General features: G+C 74.0%; 13 protein-coding genes. 6 read left to right on the top strand and 7 right to left on the bottom strand.

Features of this window, described 5'->3' with window-relative positions:
* Positions 1 to 20: 20 nt before the first annotated feature.
* The 4 genes from SOM13_RS08185 to SOM13_RS08170 all read right to left on the bottom strand — a co-directional run bounded on the left by SOM13_RS08185 (position 21) and on the right by SOM13_RS08170 (position 3,538).
* Complete coding sequence (locus SOM13_RS08185; protein ID WP_192061328.1) at positions 21 to 1,151, bottom strand: FUSC family protein; 1,131 nt, start codon at positions 1,149 to 1,151, stop codon at positions 21 to 23.
* A 7-nt stretch (positions 1,152 to 1,158) separates the two neighbouring features.
* Positions 1,159 to 2,403 (bottom strand): folate-binding protein, encoded by a 1,245-nt coding sequence (locus tag SOM13_RS08180; protein ID WP_320479399.1) that lies wholly within the window; start codon positions 2,401 to 2,403, stop codon positions 1,159 to 1,161.
* Positions 2,396 to 3,031, bottom strand: coding sequence for an FABP family protein (locus SOM13_RS08175; RefSeq protein WP_192061326.1), 636 nt, complete (start codon positions 3,029 to 3,031; stop codon positions 2,396 to 2,398). The genes SOM13_RS08180 and SOM13_RS08175 overlap by 8 nt, the downstream gene beginning before the upstream one ends.
* 213 nt (positions 3,032 to 3,244) lie before the next feature.
* Positions 3,245 to 3,538: a hypothetical protein gene (locus SOM13_RS08170; protein ID WP_320479398.1), complete on the bottom strand. Its 294-nt coding sequence runs from the start codon at positions 3,536 to 3,538 to the stop codon at positions 3,245 to 3,247.
* A 99-nt stretch (positions 3,539 to 3,637) separates the two neighbouring features.
* Between SOM13_RS08170 and SOM13_RS08165 the strand changes: the two genes are divergently transcribed.
* Positions 3,638 to 4,318: a winged helix-turn-helix domain-containing protein gene (locus SOM13_RS08165; protein ID WP_192061324.1), complete on the top strand. Its 681-nt coding sequence runs from the start codon at positions 3,638 to 3,640 to the stop codon at positions 4,316 to 4,318.
* A gap of 2 nt (positions 4,319 to 4,320) precedes the next feature.
* The gene (gene mshD, locus SOM13_RS08160; protein WP_320479397.1) at positions 4,321 to 5,202 is read left to right on the top strand and encodes a mycothiol synthase; all 882 of its coding nucleotides are present in this window, start codon (positions 4,321 to 4,323) and stop codon (positions 5,200 to 5,202) included.
* Positions 5,203 to 5,208: 6 nt separating this feature from the next.
* Here the strand turns inward: mshD and SOM13_RS08155 are convergent, their stop codons facing one another.
* From SOM13_RS08155 to SOM13_RS08145, 3 genes are read right to left on the bottom strand one after another with little or no spacing between them, the layout of a single operon-like run.
* On the bottom strand, positions 5,209 to 7,194 hold the full coding sequence (locus SOM13_RS08155; protein WP_320479396.1) for a glycosyltransferase: 1,986 nt from the start codon (positions 7,192 to 7,194) through the stop codon (positions 5,209 to 5,211).
* Positions 7,191 to 8,390, bottom strand: coding sequence for a glycosyltransferase (locus SOM13_RS08150; protein ID WP_320477509.1), 1,200 nt, complete (start codon positions 8,388 to 8,390; stop codon positions 7,191 to 7,193). Before SOM13_RS08150 ends, SOM13_RS08155 begins: the two co-directional genes overlap by 4 nt.
* Complete coding sequence (locus tag SOM13_RS08145; RefSeq protein WP_320479395.1) at positions 8,387 to 9,556, bottom strand: glycosyltransferase; 1,170 nt, start codon at positions 9,554 to 9,556, stop codon at positions 8,387 to 8,389. The genes SOM13_RS08150 and SOM13_RS08145 overlap by 4 nt, the downstream gene beginning before the upstream one ends.
* A 159-nt stretch (positions 9,557 to 9,715) precedes the next feature.
* Here SOM13_RS08145 and SOM13_RS08140 point away from each other — a divergent pair, with 159 nt between their 5' ends.
* The 4 genes from SOM13_RS08140 (at position 9,716) to SOM13_RS08125 (ending at position 13,634) form a co-directional block, all read left to right on the top strand.
* Positions 9,716 to 10,801 (top strand): hypothetical protein, encoded by a 1,086-nt coding sequence (locus SOM13_RS08140; RefSeq protein ID WP_320479394.1) that lies wholly within the window; start codon positions 9,716 to 9,718, stop codon positions 10,799 to 10,801.
* Positions 10,798 to 12,102: a glycosyltransferase family 2 protein gene (locus tag SOM13_RS08135; protein ID WP_320479393.1), complete on the top strand. Its 1,305-nt coding sequence runs from the start codon at positions 10,798 to 10,800 to the stop codon at positions 12,100 to 12,102. Before SOM13_RS08140 ends, SOM13_RS08135 begins: the two co-directional genes overlap by 4 nt.
* 184 nt (positions 12,103 to 12,286) lie before the next feature.
* Positions 12,287 to 12,505 carry a hypothetical protein gene (locus SOM13_RS08130; RefSeq protein ID WP_192061319.1) on the top strand — a complete coding sequence of 73 codons (219 nt, stop codon included), beginning with the start codon at positions 12,287 to 12,289 and terminating at the stop codon, positions 12,503 to 12,505.
* Positions 12,506 to 12,599: 94 nt separating this feature from the next.
* A complete protein-coding gene (locus SOM13_RS08125) occupies positions 12,600 to 13,634 on the top strand; it encodes a DUF418 domain-containing protein (RefSeq protein ID WP_320479392.1) in 1,035 nt (344 codons plus the stop codon).
* Positions 13,635 to 13,718 lie beyond the last annotated feature (84 nt).

Raw genomic sequence — 13,718 nt, 5'->3', positions numbered from 1 at the left:
GATGCCGGCCGGGCGACCGGTCAGACGCGGGCGAGCAGGGCGCGGGCCTCGTCGTGGTCGAGCCCCGTCGCCATGAGCAGGTCGACCAGCAGCGGGCGCATCATCAGCACGATCATCGCCTCGGTCACGGGCGCACCCGGCACCACCACGGCCGGGTCGAGTCGGCGGGCCACAGCGGTCAGCGCCTCGCGCGCGACGGGTCGCCTCTCGACGTCGCGCAGGGACTCGCCGAGCACACCCACGGCCCGCGCGGTGCTCTCGAGCAGATCGCCGACCGCACGGCGATCGACCCCGTCGCCGACGGAGGTGTCGAGCCGACGAGCGATCACCCGGAGGTTGCGCACGGCGAGGTCGACGCAGCGGCGCACGACGGCCTGCTGCCGGAGGTGAGGCAGTCGCGAGCGCAGGAACGGCGACAGCCGCGCGATCGACTGCGCCGACTCGAGGGTCGACGACCAGTCGTCGAGCAGCGGCTGCGTCGAGCGCAGGCGGCGGAGGGCGTCGTCGGCCCGACGGACGTCGTCGGTGCGCACCGCCGCGACCAGCGAGGCGAACGCCTGCTCGACCTCGGCGAAGAGCTGCTCGGCGTCGGCACGGGCCAGACCGATCGGATCACGCGGAATCACCGCCGTGATCAGCAGCGCCACGATTCCGCCGATCGCGCCGTCGATGCTGCGGACGAACGGCCCACCGTCGGGGTCGGGCAGCAGCATCACGAGCATCGACTGGGTCGCCGCGGCGGCCGCGAACGCGCTGCTCGACGAGAAGAAGCGCCCCACCAGGAGGGCGACGGACAGCACCAGGGCGATCTGCCAGAGCCCCTTGCCGACGATCATCAGCAGCACCTCGCTGAGGGCGATGCCGATCAGCACCCCGACGGCGTTCTCGAGCACCCGTCGCGGCCGGGCGTCGCGGGCGAGGCCGAGCGACGAGATGGTGATCGTCACGGCCAGCAGCGGGATCGCGTGCCCCAGCAGGTAGTGCGTGATCGCGTATGAGAGCGAGACCGCCACGACGATCTGCACGACCGCCGGGCCGGACGCGATGGTGCGCGCGGTGGCGACCCTCGGATCGAACCCGCCGGAGGCGCGGGTCAGCATCGACCGCACCCGTCGCGTCGACGAGGCGCTCGCGCCCTCGGACCCGCTCACCGCCGGGTCAGCGGCGGACGGCGCCGAGACGGGGCAGGCGGGGTACCCCCGCTGCGGCGCCGGCGGACGAGGGCACGATGACCTCCTGCGAGGCGGCGACCACGATGTCGTCGGCGACGACGGCGAGTGCCGCCGTCTCGGGGGTGGTGCGCTTCACGAGCGCCAGCGCGACGGGGCCGAGCTCGTGGTGCAGCGCCACGCTGGTGACGTGACCGACGACCGCGGGCGAGCGGGGCTGCGCGTCGGGGCCGGCGTCGGGGTCGGCGGCGGCGGTCTGACCGAACGCGCCGGTCGGGGGCGATGCGAGCACGACGGCGGCGCCGTGCTCGGGCAGCACGCCGTCGCTGCCGTCGAGGTGCAGCATGACCAGGCGCCGCGGCGGGTGCCCGATGTTGTGCACCTTGGCGACGGTCTCCTGGCCGCGGTAGCAGCCCTTCGCCAGGTGCACGGCGCTGCGCATCCAGTCGAGCTCGTGCGGGATGCTGCGCTCGTCGACCTCGGTCGTGAGACGCGGGCGCCAGGCCTCGATCCGCAGCGCCTCGAGGGCGAGCGTGCCGGCGGCGGGCAGGTCGGCGGCGGGAGACGCGGCCAGCGCGGCGAGGTCGTCTCGGGACACGAGCGTCTCGCGGTACGACCACTGCCTGCCGGGGTGGCTCTCGGAGTCGGCGTAGCTGTGACCGCCGACGGCGACCTCGTGCCAGGGGTCGACCCAGGCGATGGCGACGTCGTTCGAGGTGAGCACGGGCACCCGGTCGTCGGCGGAGAGGTCGTGCATCGACCCCACCGTGACCATGTCGGACGACCGGTCGACGACCTCGACGCGGAGCATGAAGCGCATCCGATCGAGCCAGGCCCGGAGCGGCTCGGTCTCGTCGCCGTCGACGAGCAGCCACGCGGTCTCGCCGTCGTCGACGAGTCGCACCGCGTGCTCGAGTCGCCCGTTGGCGTCGAGCAGCAGGGTCTCGGTCGATTCGCCGGGCGCCAGACGCCCGACGCTCTGACTGGTCAGCGAGTTGAGCCAGCTGAGCCGGTCGGGCCCGCTCACGGTGAGCACGCCGCGGTTCGAGAGGTCGACGACCGCCGTGCCCTGCGAGAGCAGACGCTGCTCGCGGATCAGCTCGCCGTAGTGGGCGGCGACCCCGGTGCCGTCGTCGACGAAGCCGTCGCGCGCCGCGAACGGCGAGCGGTACCCGGAGCCGGTCGAGGAGGCGGTGGTCGCGTCGGTCGCGCCGCCCGCGGAGGTGTCAGTCAACGCGCGACAACCTGCCGGACGCGTGCGTGCGCAGCTCCTGGCCGAGGGCCGCGATGTCCCATGCCCAGAGGAGGTCGTTCTCGACGAGCCCGTACATGCGGGTCGACGCCGAGTGCTCTTTGGCGTTGCTCGAGCGCAGCACGGCGTCGGTCGCGAGATCGATGCGCGGACCCTTGACCCGACCCAGGTAGAGCTCGTTGACCCCGGTGGGGTGCACGATCTGCACCTCGAGACCGAAGCCGTCGTCGGGGGTGCGGAGGATCTCGACGGCACGCGCCGAGTTGTACGGCTGGACGCCGACGCCGGGCAGCATGCCCGGACCGCGGTCGCCCACCTCGGCCGGCCGCTCGAGCCGCCAGTAGCCCGTCTCGGTCGTCAACGGCGTGCGCTCGTCGTCGAGCAGCCAGGTGAACGAGCTGTAGTTGAGGAACGGCAGGCCGTCGTGGCTGAAGCTGATGCGCTGGCCGAACTCGTGGACGCGCCGCTCGGCGGGCTCGGAGCCCTCGGCGGGCAGGTCGGGGTCGCCTTCGCCGATCTTGTAGTCGACGACGCCGGTGCCCTCCCATACGCCGATCAACCACGACAGGGGGACGAGCTCCGACGGCAGGTCGGTGGGGATGTCGATCAAGGTCAGCGCTGACCCTTGAAGAGCTTGACCAGCACGACGACCGACACGAACCCGATGCCGAGGGACGCCAGGGCGAGGAGGCCGACGAAGAACAACTCGAGAGCGAGCAAGGAATCCATGCGGGCAACCCTACCCGCCGACCACCGACATCGGGAGGGCCTCAGCAGACCCTCGGGCATCGAGGGGTGCGCCGCCAGGGGCGGCCGCGGCGGGTCAGCCGGTGACGGCCACCACCAGGGTCGCGACGGCGAGCACGACGAGGCTGCCGCAGAGGGCCAGCATCGTGCGCGACACGAGGCCGTCCTTCTGACTCGCCGCGAGCTGCAGCACGAACGTCAGGACGATCAGACCGCCCAGCGAGAGGGAGAGCCAGGTGAACGCCTCGTCGCGCGGGGCGACGACGACGATGAGCACGGCCGCGACGACGGCGGCGAGCCACACGGGGATGATCGTCAGCGGCTTGAGCCGCGCCGTGTCGACCGCGCTGGGGGTCAGGGGTTCTGCCACTTCGTCGTTCTCCGTTCGAGACCTGCCCTAGCATCGGGTGGTCGGGATGGGCCGGGCTCATGTTTTAGACTGCTCGACAGTACATTCACTGGAGGTCGTGTGGCGCAGCTCTTGGTACTGACCTCGGCAGGCGGGCCCGACGTCCTCCCCGCGCTCGCACTCCTCAGTCACCGTACCCGCCAGATCCCCGCCGAACCCGCGCAACTGGTGAACGCGCCGTCGAGCGATCTGATCTTCGTCGACGCGCGGGCCGATCTCGCGAGCGCCAAGTCGCTCTGCAAGATCCTCCGCACGACGGGCGTCACCGTGCCGATCGTGCTCGTGCTCACCGAGGGCGGGCTCACCGCGGTCAACGCCGAGTGGGGTGTCGACGACGTCATCCTCGAGGGCGCCGGCCCCGCCGAGGTCGACGCCCGCATCCGGCTCGTCACGGGGCGTCTCGCCCAGTCGCAGACCGGGTCGAAGATCCACGCGTCGGGTGTCGTCATCGACGAGGCGAGCTACTCGGCGAAGGTGCACGGCCGCCCCCTCGACCTCACCTTCAAGGAGTTCGAGCTGCTCCGGTTCTTCGCGACGCACCCCTCCCGGGTCTTCACGCGCGAGCAGCTGCTCAGCGAGGTCTGGGGCTACGACTACTTCGGCGGCACCCGCACGGTCGACGTGCACGTCCGCCGTCTCCGCGCCAAGCTCGGCGACCTCGAGTCGCTGATCGGCACCGTGCGAAACGTCGGCTACCGGTTCAACGTCTACGACGACGACAACGTCGCGCCGGGGGCCTGACCGTGAGCGATCCCGGCGGGTCGACCCGCGCCTCCTCGGCCGCCTTCGACGGAAGCGCCACGGGCGGCACGGGCGGTGCGGGCCGGGTCGCCGACGTGCTGGCCCTGGCGTCCGCAGCCGCGACGACCGACGGGAGCCCCCCGTTCAACGACCAGTCGCTGGTCGAGCTGCGCTCGGGCGAGGCCCGGGTGCTGGGCGATGGCCAGGCGGCGGCGATCGTCCGGGAGGGCGAGGCCGAACTCGCCGTGCACCCCGAGCACCGCGGCCGTGGTCTCGGTGCGCGGCTCGTGCAGACGGTGCTCGACGAGACGACCGGCCCGATCGCCTTCTGGGCCCACGGCGATCTGCCCGGCGCCCGGGCGCTCGGCTCCCGCTTCGGCGCCGTCGAGACACGCCGACTGCTGCAGCAGCGGGCCCCGGTGACCTCACGCGCACCCCGTCTGTCGGACGGCGACCGCGTCGCGGCCTTACGCCCCGGCGTCGACGACACGGCCTGGCTCGACCTCAACGCCCGCGCGTTCGCCGATCACCCCGAGCAGGGCTCGCTCGATCAGGGCGATCTCGACGCGCGCCGCGCCGACTCATGGTTCGACGCCGACGACTTCGTGCTGCTCTGGCGCGGCGACGAGCTGATCGCGTTCTGCTGGCTCAAGGTCGAGACCGGTCAGCCGGGCGAGTTCTACGCGGTCGGGGTCTCCCCCGATCACCAGGGCGAGGGCCTGGGAGGCGCGGTGGTCGACGCCGGGATGGCCCGCCTCGCCGAGAAGGGCATCGGCACGGCGGCGCTCTACGTCGAGGGTGACAACACGGCGGCGCTCCGCCTGTACGCGGCGCGCGGATTCACCGACCACGCGGTCGACGTGCAGTACACGCTCACGCGCTGAGCGGGTTCACGCAGCGGGCCGGGTCGAGCCGTCCCACCCGGGTACGCGCTCCCAGTCGTCGCCGATGCGCCGCACCGCTCCCCCACGGGCGAAGGCCTCGAGCCAGCCCGTCATCGGCCACTCCCCCCACTGCTCGGCGAAGAGCCGCCCGTTGCGGAGCACGTCGTCGAGGTGCTGCCACGGGGGCGACGAGGTCGGGTGGTGCTGGTGGTACGCGTCGGCCCCGCCGACCCAGACGAGCGGCCGACCCGCCCGGCGGAACGCGAAGGCGAAGTCGGTGTCCTCGCCGCCGTAGCCGACGTAGCGCTCGTCGAAGCGCGGACCGGACCGCCAGGCCCGTGCCGTGAGCGCGAACGAGAGCGACCAGAACAGGGCGTACTCGCCGTCGCCGGCCCGGGCCAGCAGCCCCGCAGGAGGCGCGGGTCGAGCCGCGTGCGGAGCGGTCAGCTCGGCGAGCACGGCCGGGTCGTCGACGTCGACACCGGGCGCGAGGTAGGTGACGGGACCGCAGAGCACCGCATCGGGTTCGGCGCGGGCGGCGTCGACGTAGCGGGAGACCAGCGAGGGCGAGGGCACGCAGTCGGCGTCGAGGAACACCACGAGGTCGGCGCCGAGCCCCACGGCGGCATCGGCCCCGGCGTTGCGGGCGGCGGCGAGCCGGAAGCCCTCGGCGGCCGGCGGCATGTGCACCACGAGGTCGACGCCCAGATCGCTCGGGGCGGGCTCGTCGTCGAGCCAGACCACGACGGTGGACACCCGCGGAGTCGTCGACCGTGACGGGGCCGACGCGTCGGGTCCGGGCTCGGGTCCGGGCTCGGGTCCGGGCTCGGGCTCGGGCGACGCGGCATCGCGCACGACGGCCGCGAGCTGATGCCGCAGGTGGTCGAGCCGGGCGACCGAGCAGAGGGTGACGACGGCGACGTGCCGACCGGGCTGCTGCTCCGAACCGGCGACGCGCTCGATGACGTCGGCGGCCCGGCGGGCGGCTCCGGCAGTGCCCCACCGCGCCCAGTCGGGCTCGAGCTCGAGAGCGCGCGCGACGACCTCGGGCCACCGCTCGGCCGTCGGCCAGACCGGCTCGACGACGGCGAGCCCCGCGCGGTCGAGTGCGGTCGCGGTCGCGATCTGCTCGCCGAAGGGCCTCGCCTGCGGCACGACGATCGCACGGGCGCCCGCGGCGGCGATGTCGGCCACGGCGTTCTGCCCCGCCCAGGTGACGACCACGTCGGCCCGGTCCAGGGCCGGCCACGGGTCGTCGACCACGACGGACGGCTGCCCGTCGACGCCGTCGACCCCGAGCACCGTCCAGTGCGTTCCCGGGGTGGCCGCGCGCGCCTCCTCGATGTCGTCGGCGGTGACGTCGTGTCCGCCGCCTCCGGCGAGGACGAGCACACGGGTGCCGTCGGGTTCGGCCGCAGGCTCACGAGGTGCCGCGCGGCCGTCGTGCCGGCTGATGCCGCCGGTGTAGGCGACGAGGTCGCGATGGGCTGCGAGATGCGCCGGCTCCATGAGCTCGCGCGGCCAGGGGGCGACGATCGCGGCGGCGAGGCGTTCGATCAGGGCGTGCGGCTCGTCGTCGCGATCACCGGGCTGGGTGAACAGCACGACCGGGACGCCGAGGAGGCGCGCCAGCAGTCCGACCTCGACCGAGACGTCGACGACCATCGCGTCGATCCGCTCGCGGGCGACGGTCTCGGCGATCGCCGCGAGCCGGTCGCGATGACCCCGATGACCGAGCGGCGCCCAGTGCAGCACGCCGTCCGCCGTCGGGTCCGCCCCGGCGGGGTCGAGCTCGCGCCCGGCATCGTCGATCTCGACCCCGGCGTCGGGGGGCAGGGTCGTCCAGCGGGTGTCCGCGGGCAGGTCGTCGGGCGCGGGGCGCGAGCTGAACACGACGACGTCGGCGTCGACCTGCGGGCGGACGGCCCGGAACCGTGCGACGTGCCCTCCCCCGTGGTGGTGCAGGTACCAGCCGACGACGGGTCGGGTCACGCGGCCTCCTCGGGCCGCTCGGCGTGCGACGCGTCAGACGCGTCCGACGTGTCGACCTCGAGAGCGTCGTGGTCGAGACCCTCGCGGCGGAGACCCTCTCGGCGCACCGTCGCGCGCAGCACCTCCTCGAGGCGGTCGACCCGGGCTCCGAGCGAGAAGCGCGCGATGGTGCTGGCGCGGATGTCGTCGCGACCTCCGGGCGTGCGCGACGCCTCGATGAGATCCCGGGCGGCGACGGCCAATGCGGCCGGATCGCCCGGGGTGACGGTGGTGATCCCGACGGAACCGCGGGCGATCTCGGTGACGCCGCCCACGTCGTGCGCGGCGACGGGGGTGCCCGTCATGAGCGCCTCGGGCACGACGAGCCCGAACGGCTCGGCCCAGACCGGGGTCGTGAGCGAGCAGGCGCTCCGGCCGACGAGGTCCGCCAGCTCGGCCTGCCCGAGAGGCCCGACGTAAGCGACCCGGTCGCCGAGCGCGGGCGCGACGAAGTGGTCGAAGTAGGCCTGGTCGCCGATGCGACCGACGATCGTCAGAGGCAGGTCGAGGAGGCGCGCGGCCTCGATCGCGAGATGGGTGCCCTTCTCGGGGACGAGACGCCCGAACCAGACGAGACCCGCGCCTCCCGGCCCCAGGGGCCAGAGCGACTCGTCGACACCGTTCGGCAGCACGACCGAGTCGACGCCCGCGGCCGACCACTCGTCGGCAGTGTGGCGACTGACCGACAGGAACGTGCTGCGACCGCCCACCGACGCGCGGTCGGCGGCGAGCAGCTCGGGGATGACGGGCGTGTGCAGGGTCGAGACGACCGGGACTCCGAGCGATCCGGCACGCTCGAGCGGGAGACCGTGCAGGCAGTGGTTGACGACCACGTCGTAGTCGTCGGCGTGACGGCGGATGCGGTCGAGGGCCGCGTCGAGACGGGGCAGCGCGTCGTCGAGGTAACCAGCCGGGTAGGTGTCGTCGGCGGCGATCTCGCCCTCGGCCCACGCGACGGCGGGCATGACGTACTCGGCCGGGCCGCCGGTCATGAAGTCCGAGCCGCGCGGGGCGACGAGGTCGACATGGTGACCGCGTGAGCGGAGGGTCGCGACCTCGTTCCACAGAGCCGACTCGACGCCGCCGGCGTGCGGCTGTCGGATGGGGTACCGGAGTGGCGCGATGGTGGCGATGCGCAAGGGTCGTGGCGGTGTCACGCAGGGGTCCTCTCGGCGGGCGGGGCGGGTCGTCGGGCGGGCTGGATCGTGGGATCCGACGGTGCCGGCCGAGCTCGGGGACGCGCCAGGGCGGCGCGGTAGACGGCCAGGTGAGCGCGGACGACAACCCTGTCGACCCGGTCGCGTTCGGCCGATCGTGCGGTGATGATGTCACGTCGATGTGTCGTGCCGGGGCGGGCACCCGCTCGGAGCACCCCGTCGAGGGCGTCGGCGAGCGCCGAGCCGTCGGCGGCGAACCGGGCGGAGGCGACGGTGGGGTCGTCGTGCTGGTCGGCGTAGTGCCCCGTGTCGGGTGCGACGACGGGCACTCCGAGGTCCCAGCAGAGCTCGAGCCAGCCCGAGTGGGTGCCGTGCCGGTACGGCAGCACGCAGGCGTCGAGGCGGGCGAGCCCTGCGGCGAGCGCGGTGTCGTCGAGGCGGTCGTGCTCGACGAGGACGACCGCGTCGGAGGCGGCGCAGAGACGTCGGACCTCGTCGCGGGCGGCGGAGTCGCGGACGGCGCGGTGCAGGCGCACCTCGCCCGTGACGGCGTGTCCGCGGGCTCGGAGGAGGTCGAGGGCCGCGACGAGCGCGGTCGTGGCGCCCGGCCCGTCGACGCCGGGCCGGAGGTCCTTCAGGTGCAGGCCGACGACCCGCCCGTCGGCGGCGAAGCCGATGGGCGCGGTGTCGGCGGTGAAGTCGGAGCCGAGGAGGCGCGGGTGCGGCACGACGACGGCCTCGACTCCCCAGCGGCGCGCGATCTCGGCCGCGGCGCCCTCGGTCAGGGTCAGAACCGCGTCGACACGGGGCAAGAGGGCGTCGAGCTGGGCGACGTAGCGGCCCTGGTCGGCGTCGGCGAGCTGCGGGTGGTCGAGGTCGTGGACGGTCTGGACGACGGGCCAGCCGACGGCGTGGGCCGCGTCGACGGCGTCCACGAGGTGGGCGACGTCGAACGACTCGGTGCCGAAGTGGATGTGCAGCAGGTCGGCCTCGTCGGCGTGGGCGCGGATCCAGGCCGCGTCGAGCGCGACCGGGGGCCACCAGACGCCCGGCCCGGCGCCGTCGGGGCGCGGGTCGTCGTGGAGTGTGATCGCGTCGTCGGCGGTCACCCGACGCACGTAGGGGTGCGAGGCGGGGACGGCCACGACGCGCAAGGGGCGCGTCATGCTTCCTCCGCTTCTCGGCGCCCGAGCGTCGACGACGACTCGGGCCACCTGTGGAACGTACTCCCAGGGAGGCCGATCGGGTGCGTGCTGTCCGCCGTTCTCCACAGGGGCCTCGGCAGGCGCTCGGGCGGGGGTGCTGCCGCGTGTAACGTCCGACGCGTGCCCACCCCACTCTGCATCGTCGTCGGCCCGCCCTCTCACGGCGTGACGGCCTACGCGTCCGACGTCGCCGCTTCGCTGATCGAGGCTGACCCGGCTGTGCGGCGTCGCGACGTCGCGACGGCCGAGCTCGCCGAGACCCTCGTCGCCGACGAGCGCCCCGCCCGGGTCCATCTGCACGTGACCGACAAGCTGTTCGGGTCGAGTCTCGAAGACGCGGCCGAGCGGGTCGAACGACTGGCCGCCCTCACCTCGCTGACGGTGACCCTGCACGACCTCCCCCAGCCGTCGGACGGCGAGACCGCGGTGCACCGGCGCGCCGCCGCGTACCGTCGCATGGCGCGGGCCGCCCACGGCGTCGTCGTGAGCAGCGAGCACGAGCGGTCGCTGCTGGCCGAGCACGTCGACGACGCTCTCCCCCGCGTGCTGGTCGCCCCGCTCGGGACGCGACCCGGCGCGCCGTTCGCCTCGGCAGGGTCGGCAGGGTCGGCGGGGTCGGGCGTGGATTCCGAATCCGCGCCTCCTGCGGCCGACCCGTCCGAGCTGCGCGTCGTCATCGCCGGTTACGTCTACCCGGGCAAGGGGCACGACGACGCGATCGCGGCCTGCGGCGACCTGGTGCGCCGGGGCGAGGCGGCATCGGCGACGGTCGTGGCCCTCGGCGGCCCGTCGGCCGGTCACGAGCGCGACGTCGAGGCGCTGGCGTCGGCCGCGACGGCGGTCGGCGTCCGCTTCGAGGTGACGGGGCGACTCGGAGACGAGGCCTACGCCGCCGCTTTCCACGCACCCGTCGTGCCCCTCGTGGCGCACCGCCACTGGTCGGCGTCCCGCTCGCTGCTCGACTGGGCCGAGCAGGGTCGCCGGGCCGTGGTCGCCGACACCCGGTACACCCGCGAGATGGACGCCCTCCGGCCCGGCAGCATCGCCCTGTACGACCCCGAGTCCGACGGCGCCCTGGCGGCCGCGCTGCTCGCCGCGCACCGCGACCCGCGGTCGACGGCGCTTCCGGCCGGCACCTCTCTGGCCCCCACCCTCGACGACACCGCCGCGGCGCACCTGGCGTGGTGGCGCGAGGTCGCCCCGTGACCGGCCCGACGCCCCGACCCGGGCGGGGGCGCGCCCTGCCGGGGAACCGCTGGGACCTCCTCGACGGGGTGACGCCACCCGCGCCTCCCTCGGTCACCGTCGTCGTGGCGCACTACCGGCAGCAGGCGCAGCTCGACCGCACGCTGCTCACCCTCTCCCGGCAGACCCACCCGGCCTCGCGGCTCGAGGTGGTGGTGGTCGACGACGGGTCGCCCGAGACGCCGCGCGTGCCCGACGGGGTGCGACTCGTCGTGCAAGAGGACCGCGGGTTCCGCCTCGCCGCCGCCCGCAACCTCGGCGCCTCGGTCGCCGACGGAGACGTGCTGTGCTTCCTCGACGCCGACACCGCGCCCGAGCCCGACTACGTGCGCGAGCTGACCCGCCTGCCCGCCCTCGCCTCGGACGTCGTCGCGGCCGGTCGCCGACGTCATGCAGCGCTCGATCGGGCCCCCGAGGAGGCACGGGTCGAGCAGGTCGCCCCCGCCCTCGAACTGGACGAGCCGGCCTGGCTCCGCCGCGCGTACGCCGACTCGCGAGATCTGCTCGACGCCGACGACCGCTCGTACCGCTTCGTGATCGGCGCGGTCACCGCCTGCTCGGCCGACCTGTTCGCCGACACCGGCGGCTACGACGAGGCGTTCACCCGCTACGGCGGCGAGGACTGGGAGTGGGCCTACCGTGCCTGGCTCGCGGGCGGTGTGCTGGCGCATGTGCCGTCGGCCGTGGCCTGGCACGACGGGCCGGAGTGGTCGGGCCGCGACCTGGCCGATCGACAACGGGCGAAGAACGCCGAGGCCCTGCTGCTCGTCGATCTCGTGCCCGCCCCCGGGTCCCGCGGCCGGGCGCTGCGCGGACCGCACGCCGACGTCGCCCTGCATGGTCCCCTCACGGGAGGCGAGGCGGCGCGGTTCGTCTGCCTGGACTCGATCCTGGCGGAGGTGCCCGAGGCGTCGGTCGTCGGGGCGCCGGTGGTCGGCGGCGGCGACGCCGGGCTGGCGGTCGACGGCCGTCGGCTCGACCGGGTCAGGGTCGACGTGGTGGTCGCCGACGCGCCGGTGCGGGTGCGCGACGGCGAGCTGCGGCGGGCCGTCGCCGAGCTGGACGGACGCGGGCCCGGGGCGATCGTCTACGTCGACGACGAGGGCGCGACCCTCCTCACCGTCAGCTCCCGGCGAGCGGCGATCAGAGGTCGACGCTGGGGTTCGGACGCGCTGCACGAGACCGTCGTGCGCTGCAGCCCCACCGTGGCGCGACTCGTCGACGAGCCCGACGTCGAGGGGTACGTCGGCGGCTGGACCTAGCCCGGACAACGGGGCCCTCGCCCCGGCACGGGGTACAGAACGGGGTACAGATCGGGCTGCTGACGGGTGCGATGGCGCTTACTCCCCAGGGGGACGACGATCTGCCATGGCGCTCTCAGCGGCAGGGTGTGGATTGAGGTCGACCGGAACAGACCACGCCTCGACCGCAGCACAGGAGACCACCATGAACCCCGTCAAATTCGTCTCGGACCTCGGAGTCCAGAGCAAGCACGCCTACTGGGGCGGCTTCGCCTCCATCGTCATCGCGCTCGTCGCCTGGCTCGCCTCGCAGGGCAAGGACTCGTCCGACAAGGCGCAGTCCGACCGGTGGGGCATCTTCATCGGCCACTGGGCGCCCACGTTCTTCGCTCTCGGCCTCGCGCTGAAGCAGGAGGAGAAGTAAGCCCGAACACCCTCGTCCCACCGGACGACACCGCCCCGGCGATGTCATCCGGTGGGACGACGTCGTTCAAGAGGCGCGGTGCCAGAATCGTGGCATGTCTCATACTGGATCGTCTCCCGACTCCGTCGCCGCACCTCCCTCGCCATCGTCGTCGACGCGCTGGCGGCTCGTCGACACCATCCGGGGCTTCGCGCTCGCGGGCATCCTCCTGACCAACGTGGGGTCGCTGACCACGCTCGGCTACGGCCTCGAGGCCGGCGACTGGCGACAGAGCGTCGGCGCCACCGCCCTCGATCTGCTCGTCGAGTCGCGCTTCGTCCCGATCTTCTGCTTCCTCTTCGGCCTCAGCCTGCAGCTGATCGTGTCGTCGGCGCGGCGCCGGGGCTCGTCGCCGTGGCCGCCCCTGCTGCTCCGACTCGGGGCCCTGTTCGGCATGGGCCTGCTGCACGCGCTCGTGTTCCCCGGCGACGTCCTGCGGATCTACGCCGTCGGCGGGCTGCTGATCCTCCCCCTCGCGATCCTCGCCCCCCGCGTGAGCGTCGCCGTGGCGGGGGTCGTGCTGCTGGCGGCCGGCTTCGCCGTCGGCGGCGGGATGGCCACCGTCCCGGGCCTGCTGGCGCTCGGCTCGGCCTCGGCGTCGTTCGGGCTGCCCGCCGCCCTCGAGCGCGGCGGGCCACGCGTCGTCCGGGTGTTCGTCGTCTCAGCCCTGGTGGGCGCAGCCGGCGCCGCCCTGCAGCTCCTCCTCGGCCCCGAGCTGTCGTACGGCTTCGTCGCGGAATCCGTGGGCATGGTCCTGTCCGTCGCGTACGTCACCGGGTTCGCGCTGCTCTGGAGCACACCGGTGCGACGAGTCCTCGCCGCCGCCTTCGAGGCACTGGGGCGCATGGCCCTGACGAACTACCTGTCGGCCTCGATCGTGATCGCGTCCCTCGTGGCGCTCGTCCCGGGCGTCGACGCATCGGAGCGATCGGACCCGACCCCCGGCCTGCTGCTGGCCCTCGGGCTGCTCGTCGTGCAGGCCGTGGCGAGCCGCCTGTGGCTGACCCGCCTGTCGTACGGGCCGGTCGAGTGGCTCTGGCGGACGATCACCTGGCGGTCGGTCGCGCGACTGCGGGGAGGCGCTCTCTGACACCCGCACCGCTCCTCCTCAGGGCGCCCGCCGGGCCTCGTCATCCACCGTTTACCTGAGCGGCGTCGCGAGGGGCCCGGGCGG

This window comes from Frigoribacterium sp. CFBP9030 (genome assembly GCF_034045195.1).
GTDB lineage: Bacteria > Actinomycetota > Actinomycetes > Actinomycetales > Microbacteriaceae > Frigoribacterium.
This window is presented reverse-complemented; position numbering and strand designations above follow the sequence as displayed.